The 13369-nt window shown below is 54.7% G+C and carries 10 protein-coding genes and 1 pseudogene; 10 read left to right on the top strand and 1 reads right to left on the bottom strand.

Translation table 11 applies throughout. The features are described 5' to 3' along the window. The first annotated feature begins 134 nt into the window (after positions 1 to 134). Genes DYE26_RS10700 through DYE26_RS10685 form a run of 4 tightly spaced genes read left to right on the top strand, consistent with a single transcriptional unit; the run spans position 135 to position 4326 of the window. Positions 135 to 1727 (top strand): spore germination protein, encoded by a 1593-nt coding sequence (locus DYE26_RS10700; RefSeq protein WP_036624025.1) that lies wholly within the window; start codon positions 135 to 137, stop codon positions 1725 to 1727. Positions 1728 to 1762: 35 nt separating this feature from the next. Continuing rightward, positions 1763 to 2968: a Ger(x)C family spore germination protein gene (locus DYE26_RS10695; protein WP_036624024.1), complete on the top strand. Its 1206-nt coding sequence runs from the start codon at positions 1763 to 1765 to the stop codon at positions 2966 to 2968. Continuing rightward, positions 2965 to 3186, top strand: a complete 222-nt coding sequence (locus DYE26_RS10690; protein ID WP_036624023.1) for a hypothetical protein — start codon at positions 2965 to 2967, stop codon at positions 3184 to 3186. Before DYE26_RS10695 ends, DYE26_RS10690 begins: the two co-directional genes overlap by 4 nt. A gap of 45 nt (positions 3187 to 3231) precedes the next feature. After that, the gene (locus tag DYE26_RS10685; protein ID WP_227872644.1) at positions 3232 to 4326 is read left to right on the top strand and encodes a GerAB/ArcD/ProY family transporter; all 1095 of its coding nucleotides are present in this window, start codon (positions 3232 to 3234) and stop codon (positions 4324 to 4326) included. Positions 4327 to 4385: 59 nt separating this feature from the next. On the opposite strand, the pseudogene DYE26_RS34145 reads toward DYE26_RS10685, so the two are convergent. Next, a pseudogene (locus DYE26_RS34145) lies at positions 4386 to 4611 on the bottom strand (TetR-like C-terminal domain-containing protein); the annotation flags it as partial. A 189-nt stretch (positions 4612 to 4800) separates the two neighbouring features. Here DYE26_RS34145 and DYE26_RS10675 point away from each other — a divergent pair. The 6 genes from DYE26_RS10675 (at position 4801) to DYE26_RS10650 (ending at position 12581) form a co-directional block, all read left to right on the top strand. Beyond that, the gene (locus DYE26_RS10675) at positions 4801 to 5403 is read left to right on the top strand and encodes a TetR/AcrR family transcriptional regulator (protein ID WP_227872674.1); all 603 of its coding nucleotides are present in this window, start codon (positions 4801 to 4803) and stop codon (positions 5401 to 5403) included. A gap of 26 nt (positions 5404 to 5429) precedes the next feature. After that, on the top strand, positions 5430 to 5798 hold the full coding sequence (locus DYE26_RS10670; protein ID WP_051985545.1) for an OsmC family protein: 369 nt from the start codon (positions 5430 to 5432) through the stop codon (positions 5796 to 5798). A 40-nt stretch (positions 5799 to 5838) separates the two neighbouring features. Beyond that, a complete protein-coding gene (locus DYE26_RS10665; protein WP_051985544.1) occupies positions 5839 to 7176 on the top strand; it encodes a cytosine permease in 1338 nt (445 codons plus the stop codon). Between the two features lie 64 nt (positions 7177 to 7240). After that, on the top strand, positions 7241 to 9337 hold the full coding sequence (locus DYE26_RS10660; RefSeq protein WP_036624021.1) for a hydantoinase/oxoprolinase family protein: 2097 nt from the start codon (positions 7241 to 7243) through the stop codon (positions 9335 to 9337). Positions 9338 to 9340: 3 nt separating this feature from the next. Beyond that, on the top strand, positions 9341 to 10840 hold the full coding sequence (locus tag DYE26_RS10655) for a hydantoinase B/oxoprolinase family protein (protein WP_051985543.1): 1500 nt from the start codon (positions 9341 to 9343) through the stop codon (positions 10838 to 10840). Then, positions 10824 to 12581, top strand: coding sequence for a hydantoinase B/oxoprolinase family protein (locus DYE26_RS10650; protein WP_036624020.1), 1758 nt, complete (start codon positions 10824 to 10826; stop codon positions 12579 to 12581). Before DYE26_RS10655 ends, DYE26_RS10650 begins: the two co-directional genes overlap by 17 nt. Positions 12582 to 13369: the final 788 nt, after the last annotated feature.

The following is a 13369-nucleotide window of genomic DNA, read 5'->3' as shown; positions in this document are numbered from 1 at the left end:
GCCAAGGCCATGAAGCCGTCCCGCATGTCCCGCCTTTGGCAGGCATGGCCTTTTGATACGCCTGCGAATAAATTGGAATCCAATTGGTGAATTTATCTAAATAAACCATATTTTTTTGAAAGGATTTCGTCTCCATGAGAGGACGCCGCCTGCTCAAAGGCTTGACCAAACGGACGAAAACAAACCGGGACCGGAGTCATTCCGCTCCCCAGGAAAGCAGCCGGAATTCGCAGCCGCAGCGGCTTTATCCGGGTCTGCGGCAAAACGAAGACCAACTTCGTTCGCTTTATGACAATTGTGCGGACGTCATTTACCGTTCCTTTCTGATCGGCGGCAAAACCCAGGCTCTGGTAATGTACATAGACGGGTTAGCCGATTCCGAAGGGATCGAGCGGTTCGTCATAGCCCCGCTCATGCTGGCGGAAGCCGATGACAACAAGGATTTAAGGCAGCTTATCGACCGTAAAATATCGGCTTCGCAAGTGAAAGAATTTACGACGTTTGAGAAAGGCGTCGAACTTCTTGTGAACGGAAACGCCATCCTGCTTTGCGACAACCAGGACGCCGGCATTGGCTTAGGGCTGACGAAATGGGAGAAACGCTCGATCGAGGAGCCTTCTGCGGAAGTGGGGATTCGCGGGCCGCGCCAAGGCTTTACCGAATCCTTGCGCACCAATACCTCGCAATTGCGGCGGATTATCAAAACCCCGCTGCTGAAAATGGAAGAGACGAAAATCGGCGAATACACCCAAACCAATATTATTCTGGCCTATATTGAAGGACTTGCGGATGAGACGTTGATCAAAGAAGTGCGGACCCGGCTGCGGCGCATTGAGATCGACGGCGTTCTGGAAAGCGGGTATATCGAAGAAATGATTGAAGATCAGCCTTACTCTCCTTTCCCGCAGTTGCTCAGCACGGAACGTCCTGATGTGGTTTGCAGCAGTTTGCTGGAAGGGAAAGTGGCGATTTTAACGGAGGGAACGCCGTTTACCTTGATCGCCCCGACAACGTTTTTCTCGTTGATTCAGTCGCAGGAAGACTATTATCAGCGTTATCTGATCTCTACAGTTATCCGCTGGCTGCGCTATGCCTTTATCGTCATCTCGCTCGTGCTTCCATCGGTATATGTGGCGGTGCTTACCTTTCATCAAGAGATGGTCCCCGGTGCTCTGTTGATCAGTATGGCCAGTTCCCGGGAGCAGGTGCCTTTTCCGGCGTTGATCGAGGCTTTGCTGATGGAGATCACTTTTGAAGCGCTGCGCGAAGCGGGGGTGAGGCTCCCCAAGCAGGTTGGCGCCGCTGTCAGCATCGTCGGGGCGCTGGTTATCGGCCAGGCGGCGGTCCAAGCCGGGCTCGTGTCCGCGCCGATGGTGATCGTGGTCGCGATTACGGGAATTTCTTCATTTATGGTACCCCGTTATATCGCCGGAATTTCCGTGCGGATGCTGCGGTTTCCCTTGATTTTTCTGGCCGGAAGTTTGGGCCTTGTCGGCGTTGTGATGGGGATCATCGCGGTTGTTCTGCATATGCTCAGCTTGCGCTCCTTCGGCGTCCCCTACTTGTCCGAAGTGGCCGCTCCCCATCCAAACGAATGGAAGGATGTTCTGGTCAGGGCGCCCCGCTGGAAGATGAACACGCGTCCGCGCTTTACGGGAAAATATGACAAATACCGGCAGTCATCCGGCCAAAGGCCCGGCCCTATCCGAGGGGACGACGCTGAGTAATCAAAACAAGCGCCCGGCAAAGGAGAATCGGATGGATGAAGACATCGATCAAAACATGGATAAAGATGGCGGCTTTCCTTCCGCTGCTGCTTTGTTTGGGGGGATGCTGGGACCGTACGGAGCTGAACGATTTGGCCCTGGTTACCGCGCTCGCTATCGATCAGGCGGAGAACAATCAGGTTCGGGCAACCGTGCAATTTATCCTGCCGCAGAATCAGTCGGGAGGGGGGATGACGGGAGGCGGCGCAGCAGGGGGCGGCGCTTCAAAACGGACATCCATCCGTACGGAGATGGGCCGGGATATCACCGATGCTTTGTCCAAGCTGCAGCGGGAAATTCCCAGAAAGATGTTTTGGGGGCAATGCAGAGTGTTTATTTTCAGCGAGTCCGCGGCCAAGGCAGGAATCCGGGAACATCTCGATTTTCTGGTCCGTTTTCCTTCGTCGCGGGAACGGGCTTATATGTTCGTCAGCAAAGGAGAGGCGGAGAAAACGCTCGAGCTGTTTCCGCCGAGCGAAAATTCTTCGGCCCAGGTGCTGCGGAAGCTGGCTGATCTGGAGAGCGGTATGCGCGTCACGATGCACCAACTAAGCCTAATGTTATCCGGGGATTCACGCGCGGCTGTGCTGCCGATGATTCACATCCTGCCGAAAGCCAAATCCGCCGAGCCGTTTCAAACGATTCCTTACTTGCTGGGAGGCGCCGTGTTCAAGGAAGACAAAATGGTTGGGGAAATTTCCGAAAAGGTCACCAGGGGCATCATGTGGCTCAGAAATGAAATTGGAGAATACACGTTGGTGTTTGAAGCGAAGGGAGCGGAAGGATTGGTGTCGTTAAAACCGGTGAAAGCCAAAATCAAGCTGATTCCCAAAATTGAAGGAGACACCTGGAAGATGTTCGTCCGGGTGAAGACGCACGGAGATATCATTCGGAACGGCACTCCGATGGACCCTATGAACCCGAAATTGCTCAAAGAGATGAGCAAGGGATTCGAGGAGGATGTAAAAGAACGGATCGAGTTGGCGTTCGATGAGGTTCAGCGGAAACACAAAGCGGACATTTTTGAGTTCGCCAAAGTATTCCACCGTAAATATCCCAAACAATGGGAAAAAGTTCAGGACCGCTGGGACGAGCAATTTTCCAAAGTTATAGTTATTCCGCAAGTGGAAGCCAGGATTCTAAGGCCGGGACTCATCAGCTCCCCGGAAGGGCTGCCGAAGGAAGAGGTGAAAAAGAAATGAGATGGTTTTTTTTCTGCGTCGTCACAATCTCCGCGCTGCTGATCGCCCGTCTCGAATGGCGGAAACTGAAAGAAAAACCGGTAAGGGATAAAGTCGTATTCGCATTCCTGCTCCTCCTGGTGTGGGTCCTGTCCATGTTCGATTTGCCCAATACGCCGGGCCCCACTACGGCGCTTATGTTCATTTTCAAACCGTTTCGGGGACTGGTAGAACCATAACCGAACTTTTTTGTTGCACAGGATTGATCCAAGGCGAGGTGAACGATGATGTTGGAAAAGGGAAAAATTTCGGCTTTTCAAATGGGGCTCCTGATGTATCCGGCCGTGCTGGCTTCCGGGTTTCTGGTATTGCCGACCATCACGGGCCAGTACGCCCAAAACGATCTTTGGCTTACCTGCTTACCGGCCGCCTTGATAGGTCTGATTGCCGTATATACCGTGACCCGCTTGCATGAGCTTTTTCCGGGGCAGACGGTCGTTCAATACAGCGGGCGGATTCTCGGTAAAATTCCCGGAAAAATCATCGGCCTTGTCTATATCACCTACAATCTGCATGCGTCCGGGGGAGTTACCCGGCAGTACGCGGAATTTGTCACGGGCAATTTTTTATTTAAAACTCCGCTCATGATCGTAATGGGATCCCTGATCTTGCTGAGCGCGATCGCCGTGCGCGGCGGGGTGGAGATGCTGGCCCGGAGCACCGTCATTTTTTTGCCGCTGTTTATTCTCCCTGTGTTTTTTCTATTGCTGCTGATCCCCGATCTGGATGCCAAAACGATATTTCCGATTTTAAGCCACGGGATAACCCCGGTCATGAAAGGGTCATTTATTATGATGGGCTGGCTCAACGAATTGTTCCTGATGACTTTTTTTCTGCCCAGCCTGACCGATCCGGAGAAGGGGAGGAAATGGGGATACATTTCAGTGGCTATGATCGTTTTGTTTTTGACTTATTCCAACCTGATCGCCTTATTTCTGCTGGGGCCGGATCTGCGGAATAAAGTGTACCCGCTGCTCGTCGCCTTCCGTTATATCGGCGTCGGCACTTTCCTGGAAAATTTGGAATCCTTGCTGCTGGCGATGTGGGTCATTGGAAATTTCCTGCAAGTCGGCGTCTTTCTCTACGCCGCCTCGCTTTCCCTGGCTCAATGCTTTGAGCTTTCGGATTACCAACCGATCGTGTTTCCGCTCGCCCTGCTCAGCTTGGCCATCGGCATTTGGGATGTGCCCAATTTCCCGGTGTTCGGCGAGATGGTAAGGATGGCGGTACCGTTTCATATCTTAACGACGAATCTGGTGATCCCCCTGATTTTGCTGGCCGTCGCCAGCCTGCGCAAGCGGAAAACGGCAGGGGAATGAGGTCGATAAAGAATATTAAGTTCAATAATGTGGGGACAATCCCCTTTTCTCATCGCACTTTACTGTATTAAACCGGCCGCAAAGTAGGGGCCATTAATGGTTATAGTTGATAGGATACCATTGTTGCATAACCCCTATAAGAGCCGATGAAATGTAAGAAGATAAGTAATGGCCAGGAACAAGCAGATCTTTTTCATTCAAAAGCACGCCGGAATTATTTTCAACCAGTGTTTTTCGCATAAAATCTTTCAACTTTGTTTGGAAAGACAAATCTCCTTTTGAACTTGGTCCATTTCCGGCTTCCCGGAGAGCAATGCTGAAGGGAAAACAATATGACTAGCCGGCGGTAAATCATTTACGGGAATTTCCCATTGACGAATTCATAGTTTTTGGATAGGATTAATTACAAAAAACTGACTGACGAGTCAATCGGGAGGAATGGCGTTGCCGGAGGAAGCTTACTCAGGAAAAAGCATGGAACGAAGGCGGGAACTGCTGAGTATCGCGGTTGAATTATTCGCCAAAAATGGTTATCACAAAACCAAAATATCGGATATCGTGCGTCAGGCGGGCGTGGCGCAGGGCACCTTCTACTGGCATTTCAAAAGCAAAGAGGCCATCGCGCTGGAGATTATCGCCAATGGACGCGAGGAAATTTCCAAGGTGATTTCACAGGGGTACCGGACCCATTCGGGCACGGTGGTTGATATGGTTCAAGCATCCGAAGCCCTTTTGAAAAATCTGTTCCGTTTTGCCAGCGCGAACCGGTATCTGATGGAGCTGCTGCTGGGCAGCGGGGCTTCCGACGAAGCGATCCGCCAGGCGGCGAGCGAGGCCCGCATCGAGATGGAGCAGGCTTTCCGGCGCAACATAGAACGGGCCATGGAACTGGGGATGCTCCCGCAGACCATCGACCCGAAGCTGCGGGCGGCGATGCTGATGAGCCTTATTGAAGGGATGATCGCCAGATGGCTGTTCGGTCCCCAGGCTCCGGAGTCGCCGTTGTCGGATATTACGTTGGACGAAATTTCGGCCCAGACGGCCAGGTTCGAATTTTTTGGATTGCTGGGCATTTAGTTAACCGGACGAAAGAAGGGACAGCATTGATTACTGTTGCGTGGGACGGAAGCATCTATCGAACGACAAGCAATTATGCTTATAAACCGCCGGAAGGCGCTGAATTTTCGCCGATGGATATTATGTGCGAGGCCCTCGGCATGTGTATTGCCGTCTCGCTGGTTCGCCTCCTGGAACAGGATGAAATCACGGGCGAAGCGCTTCGTGTGGAAGTCGAACCTTTCAAAGCGCAGGCAGGCTCGCCGCGGGTGGAGAAATTCCGCGTACAGGTGGAGCTCCCTTTTTATTTGGAAGAGCCTTATAAGGAGAGGCTGCTTACCCAAGCCTCCAGAATCTGCACCATCGGCAATACGATCAAACGGGGCGCCGAGATTGAATACGAAATAAAAGCATAAAGGGCGGTAAGCTCATATTCACGAAAACGGGGGAATCCACATGTCAACGGCACCACAACAGACGAAACCTGTTACACTGGATGATTATGCCATTCAGGCAGTACCGCAATCCGAGCGCAAAGGATTGTTAAACGTTGCTTTCACCAGCTGCGGCTGGATTATTTCGTTGTCCACCATTTTTGTCGGCGGTTCGTTAGCGGCGGGCATGACCTTCGGAAAGGCGATTTTGGCCGGACTGCTGGGCATGCTGATCTTGGCGGTATACGGCTTTTTTCAAGGTTGGATGGGCGCAAAATATGGCGTTTCCACCACGGTGCTGGCCAGACAAGCTTTCGGCCGGACGGGGGCCAGCCTGTTCGGAATTCTGCTCTCGCTCACGATGGGCATCGGCTGGTTCGGCTGGCAGGTGGCCTTCTTCGGCTCCACCATTGAGCAGATGTTCCCCGGATATTGGTTCGCGGATCCGAACGTGGCCATCATTTGGGGCGGCGCGCTGATGATGCTGACCGCGCTGATCGGGTACAAAGGCATTACGTACCTCAGTTTTGTAGCTGTGCCGATGGTCGTTGTGCTGTCCATCTGGGGCATTTGGGTCGCCGCCGATCAAACGGGCGGATTCGCCAATTTATTTGCGGCGCAGCCGACAGGCGATCTGATGAGCCTCTTTGCCGGGGTTACGCTGGTGGTCGGCAATGCAGCGCTTGGGGCCGTCGTTTTTCCGGATGTAACGAGATACGGGAAAACACCTTTTTCCGGCGGATTCGGCGCAGCGGCCGGATATTTCATCGGCGGTATCTTCTCGGTGATCGCCGGTGCGGCCATGACCTTTGCCGCCCAGATTCCGGAGTTCGGTTCGACCCCGAACATTCCGGCCGTAATGGCCAAGCTGGGCATGGGCTTTTTCGCGTTTTTGATCCTCGTCTTTGCCCAGTGGTCCAACAATGACAACAATCTTTATACCGGCGCTTTGGGGCTGCGCAATGTCGTGCGGCTGCCGAAATATATTCTTGTGATTGTCATGGGCGCACTCGGCATCGTGATCGCTTTGACCGGGTATCAGGATCATTTCGTGCCTTTTCTGAACTTCTTAGGGGTATATGTACCGCCGATAGCTGGGGTCATGATTGCGGATCATTGGTTTGTGCGCCGCGGAAAGTATGCATTCGGACAGGGAACGGAGTATGCGGCCATCAACGCGGCGGCCATCTTGGCCGTCATTGCGGCCGGGCTTATCGCCTCCCATATCGCCTGGGGGATCAGTCCGATTAATTCCACCATCCTGGGTCTCATTATTTACCCGATTATCACCGGGGTACTTCGGGCGCTGCGGATACCGTTTGAACTCGGCAAGTCCACCGAGGATTCCACCGGCTACTGATCTTAAGCCAAGGCATGATTTTCAATTCGATGATGACGATGAACACAGCAGGAGGTTGTAAACGATGGCTTTGACTGAAACAAAAAGCTGGAAACTAGGAATTGACGTGGGCGGGACGTTTACCGATCTTACCGCGCTCGATGAGGAAGGGCGCATTACGGCGACCAAAACCCCATCCACTCCCGATCCGTCGGACGGGGTAATCCAAGGCATCGCCAAAATCGCCGGCCAGCTTGGGATGACGGCGGAGGAACTGTTGAAAAACTGCACGCTCCTCGTCCATGGCACGACCGTGGCCACCAATACGATTTTGGAGTATTCCGGAGCCAAGGTCGGCCTGATCACGACGGAAGGGTTCCGCGATGAAATCGAGTTTCGCCGCTCCTATAAAGAGAGCGTGTTTTCCCCGCGTCTTCCGGCCCCGCATCCGATTGTTCCGCGCCGGTTGCGGATCGGCGTGCCAGAGCGTGTAAGCGCCCAGGGGGAGGTCATCCGCGAACTGGATGAACAAGCCGTGCGGGAGGCGGCGGCGTTCTTTCAGGCCGAGGGCGTCGAGGCGGTGGCTGTTTGCTTCTTGTTCAGCTTCCTCTATCCGGAGCATGAACAGCGAGTGAAAGCGATATTTGAAGAGGTTGCCCCGGAGATATTCGTCACCCTGTCGGTGGAGGTTCTTCCGCAAATCCGCGAATTTGAGCGGGTCAGCACAACGGTGGTCAATGCCTATACGGCTCCGGCCATGAAACATTATCTGGAGCGCCTTGAAAACCGGCTGAAGGAGCTTAAGTTTGCCGGGGAGCTGTTCGTGATGCAATCGGGAGGCGGCGTGCAAAATATCGTGCAGAGCGGCCGCCTGGCTGCCAGCTGCCTGTTGTCCGGACCTGCGGGCGGGGTGACCGCCGCTGCATTTTTGGGGGATCGGCTTGGTTATGCCGACTTGATCACGGTAGACATGGGCGGAACCAGCTACGACGTGTCCGTCATCGAGAACCTGCAGCCGGCCCTCACGACGGAAAGCTGGATCAGCCGTTACCGGGTGGCGCTGCCGATGCTGGACATCCACACGGTCGGCGCCGGAGGCGGCAGCATCGCCTGGATCGATGCCGGCGGCATGCTGCGCGTCGGTCCGCGCAGCGCCGGATCTACACCGGGCCCGGCGTGTTATGGAAGAGGCGGTACGGAACCGACCGTAACGGACGTGAATCTGGTGCTTGGTTACATGAATCCGGACCATTTTCTTGGCGGCGAGATGAAGCTGGACAAGGCGTTGTCCGAAGAGGCTATTCGCAAATATATCGCCGAACCGCTTGGGATTAGCGTGATCGAAGCGGCGTTGGCGATTTCCGAGATCGTGAACAATAATATGTCCAACGCGATCCGTTTTGTCACGACGCAGCGCGGCCATGATCCGCGCCGGTTTGCCCTGCTGGCCGCGGGCGGAGCCGGAGCCGTGCACGCCGGCCGGCAGGCCGAGGATTTGGGCATTGAAATGGTCATTGTGCCCGGATTTGCTCCTGTTCTGTGCGCGCTCGGCGACGTTGTCGCCAACTTGAAGGTAACGGAGCTGCGGACATTTTATGCCGCGGGCGGCGATCTGGATCTAAGCAGAATGAATGAAGTATTCGAAGGCATGGAGCAAGCGGCGAGAGAGAAGCTTGGCGGCCATTCGCGGCTGAAGCTGCACGAAGAAATCCGCCGTTATGTCGATATGCGGTATGCGGGCGAAGTTCATGAAGTGACCGTGCCGATCCGGACGAGAACGCGCAAAGTGACCGCTTTAAATATGGATGCCACGATCTCCCAGTTCCATGACATGCATGAACGCTTATATGCGCATAAAAATACCGGACAAGAGGTGGAAATCCTGAATTTGCGCCTGGATTTGATCGGGGTCCGCGAACGCATTGAGCTGCGGGAAGCCCCATTCCAAGGCGAAGATCCGCAGGCGGCGCTCATGGAAGTGCGCCGGGTTCATTTCGGGATCGAACCGGAAGAGACGAACATTTACGACGGTTCGAAGCTGGCGCCCGGCAATCTGATGGTCGGTCCGGCGGTCATTGAACAATGGGGAACCACGATCGTCGTCTATCCGGGCCATGAAGCGTTAATCGATGCGGGCGGGAACTGCATCATTGAAGTCAGACGCGATAGAGAAGGGGTGTAATCGATGTCGACCGCACACCAGATTTCAGATCAGATCATTTACGGCAAGCTGGCTTCGGTCAGCCGTTTTGCGGGTGAGCGGCTTCGGCGCGTATCCCGTTCCGCTCTGATCGCCGAATCCGGAGCTTATGCCGCCGGATTGGTGACAGGGGACGGATCGCTGGTCCATCAGGTACAATCCGAAATCGAGCACCTGTACGCCCTCAGGTCGGTGTCCCGCCATCTGCTGGATTATTTCGCTTACGATCTTGAGGAAGGCGACGTTCTGATTTCCGCGGATGTATATAAAGGCGGCACCAAAGGACAGACCCTGACGATGCTGCTGCCGGTATTTGCGGGCGGGGAGCTTATTGTTAGTCCGGTGATCCGGGCCCAGATGGCCGATCTGGGCGGTGAAATCCCCGGAGGTTATAATCCGGAAGCCTTTGAAGTGTGGCAGGAAAGCATGCGGTTAACGCCGGTGAAGCTGTTCAAGGGAGGCAAGCTCCAGCGCGACGTGCGCCGTTTCGTGCTGGCGAACGGCAGATCTCCGGAACTGCTGGAATCTGACTTGCTGGCTATGCAAGCCTGCCTTGAGGAAGCGCGCCGATCGATTCAAGCGGTTGTCGGCAGTTACGGATTGCCTGCGGTGCATCAAGCGATCGAGCGGATGAACGAGCGTACGCGACTTAGGACGGTTGAACTGCTGCCTGCTGTGACAGGCCCTCTTTCGGGCGCGGCGAAGCTGGCGATCGCCCAGGCCGATGTGGGCATCCAATTGCAAATGGAGCGGCGGGATCAGCGCTGGAAGTTTGATTTTACCGGAACTTCGGAGCAGGTACCGCTTCCTTATAATATTAGCCGGGAGACTGCGTCGGCTTGTGCGGTGACGGCGCTTCTGGCCGGTTCCATGGAAGACCTGGAGATCAATGACGGCTTGCTGGACGTATTCGAATTTGTTTTGCCGGAAGGCAGCCTGGTCCACGCGGCTTTTCCGGCGGCGACCGCGTTTGGGTTCTTGACGTCCGGACAAGCCGTCGCCGCTGCGGTAACGCAGGCGATGCGCGCCGAAGCCGATCCTGCATTTCCGGCGGTCCACGGCCCTTCTCCCTTGACCGTTCTGTATCCGCCCGTCGGTTCGCAGACCCCAATGGAGCCGGTATTTCTGGAGCCCGGTTTCGCGATTGCGGAAAACGGATGGAGCGCACCCGTGCTGCAGGGAGCCCGCAGGCTGGTCTCCGCCGAGGAGCTGGAGTGGCGGAGCGGGCTGCGCATCGGATACCGGAAGCGGCTTGAAGACGGGGATATGGAGGTGCGGCTGGACGTGCTTCGCGGCAAGTATGAGGCCGCTATTTTTGTTCCCGAAGGAGGGACGGATGTGCGTATTGTTGCCGGAGACGGAGTTCGTAGCGGAACGGCAAAAGGCATCCCGGTTACGGCAGGAGCCGCGCTCGAATACCGCTACGCTTCGGCCGAACCTTTGAAACGACTGGTAAAGGAGGATAACGATGGCCCGTCCCGTTAATGAATGGATTTTATCGCAGGTCGTTGGCGGAACGCTGGATTCCGTAGCGGAGGAGATGAGCGCCGCTGTAACGCGGACCGCCAGATCGCCTCTGTTTAATGAAGCCCACGACTTCACGACCGGCGTCTTCGATTTTATCGAAGGCCGTACCCGGCTGGTGGCCCAGGCTCCCGGCTGTACCCTGCATTTGTACGCAGTGGTCAGCGCTGTCGATGAGCTGCTGGACGCGTTTAAAAACGATCTGCATCCCGGAGACATTTTGCTCGTAAACGATCCTTATTACGGCGGCTCCCACAGTCTGGACTGGACGATTGTCATGCCGGTCTTTCACGGGCGGCGGCCGGTGCTGCTTCCGGCCGTCCGCAGCCATATGGGCGATAACGGCGGGCCGGTGGCGGGCGGCTACAATCCGCGATCCCGCGACATCTGGCAGGATGGATTGCGGATTCCGCCGCTCAAGCTGTACGAACGCGGTGAGAAAAGACAGGACGTATTCGAGCTGATTACGGCCAACAACCGGCTGGCTCACTGGCTGGAAGGCGATCTAGACGCCATGATCGGCGCCTGCAAGCTGGCGGCGCAGCGGGCGGACATGCTGCTTAAGCGATACGGCTACACTTCGGTGCGGCAGGCGATTGATCAGCGGATCGAGTATACCGAGCGGCGGGTACGGGAAGAAATCTCAAGCTGGCCGGACGGCACTTATACCGCGGAGACGTATGCGGACCATGATTTTCAGGGAAACCGGGATATTAAAGTGAAGGCTACCGTAACCGTCTCCGGCAGTGACCTGACGATCGATTTTGCAGGCTCGGCGAAACAGGTGCCCGGGTTCATCAACAGCCCGCTGTCGAATACAACGTCGTTTGCGTTTGTCGCTATTTCCACTTGCTGTGACGAGAGTATCCCCATCAACGAAGGGTACATGAACCCGGTCACGGTCAAAGCCCCGCTCGGCAGCGTCGTGAACCCGAAGCCGCCGGCTCCGTGCGGACATGCCACGGCTTGTACGGGAGCGGAAATTGCCGAGGCCGTCTTGCTGGCCATCTCCCAATGCGCCCCCGAGCGCGTCGGAGTGAATGCGCATAAGCTTCCGCTTGCCTATACAAACGGACAATATCAAGACGGGCGTCCTTGGGTGAACCTGAATTTCTTCGGTTATACCGGCGGCGCCGGCGGGGCCTATGAAACTGATGGCTGGGGACTGTACCCTCCGGTTATGACCGGGGTTATCCTGCCGTCCATCGAGATGAATGAAATTCAGTATCCCAGCCGCGTGCTGAAACACGAATACACCGCGGATTATACCGGTGCCGGACAGTGGCGGGGCGCACCAGGGCTTCATGTGCTGATCCAGCACCTGGAACCCAGTCATACCAGCGTCATGATGGCGGGGGTTCGGAACACTACGCGCGGCTTGTGCGGCGGGGAGGATGCGCCTTCCAATCTGGTTGTCCTTCACCCCGGAGACAAAGCACCGCTGGAAGTGCGGGAAACGGCGTTTCACGTGCCGATGAACGGCGGGGGAATCATCGAATTTCACCGGGCCGGCGGGGGCGGCTGGGGAGATCCGTGGCAGCGTGATCCCCGGCTCGTCCTCGAGGATGTTCTTAGCGGATTTGTCTCTGTTGAAGGCGCCCGTCAGGATTATGGAGTTATCATTCTGGAGGCAGGAATGGATTTTATCCTGGACCATGAAGGCACAGACGCCCTTCGTCAGAAAGGGAAGCTAGGCAGATAACAAACGGTTTGGGGATATAGATAGGGATATAGATAGGAACACAGGGGATGTTATAGAATAATTTGTTTGCAGCGCTTAGGCGGGGCCTGTTTTCATTTACGGATGACGCGGGCTTTGCTTAAGCGCTTTTTTAAGATATAAGGAAGAAGAAAAGTTTCAGAGCCAAAGCCTCCTTATCGCAAGAAAACTAACTTTTTAAACGCGGTTTGGCTTCTTCGAAAGTATGTCGAGAGACGGTTTTCTTACGGCTCAGCATGGAAACCGGCGTATGATAGCCGGCTGCCGGAATGACGCTACCACTAGTCCAAACCCGGGACTTCTAAATAGCGGCACTTTATGTACTTATTATTCGGAGCCAGGCCCGTTCATCCTCATTAGCGGCATTTTTTGTACTTATTTCCCTATGCATGGCCTAGATTGGGGGCATTTCCCTGCGACTGGGGAAAATAGCGGCAAAAATCGTCTCTATTTCTCTCAAATGGATGGATACCGCCGGAATAACGCCCTTTTTTGTTCTTATGTTTTTCGCCGGAGTTTCTCGTGGGTAGCCAGATGTAAAGCTATTAATCTATAACTATTAATCTATTAAGCTGTTAGGCTGTTAGGCGTAAAACTGTAAAACTGTAAAACTGTAAAACTGTAAGGCTGTAAATTCAGATATGTCCAGCGCCGTCCCACTACGATAAAAAGGAATGGAAAAATATTGAATATTTAAATCCTTACTTATCCCATGAGATTAATTGACAAGACGCAAAAACGGCTATATAATCACTTTAAATCGATGAAGA

It is taken from the genome of Paenibacillus macerans (assembly GCF_900454495.1).
Lineage (GTDB): Bacteria > Bacillota > Bacilli > Paenibacillales > Paenibacillaceae > Fontibacillus > Fontibacillus macerans.
This window is presented reverse-complemented; position numbering and strand designations above follow the sequence as displayed.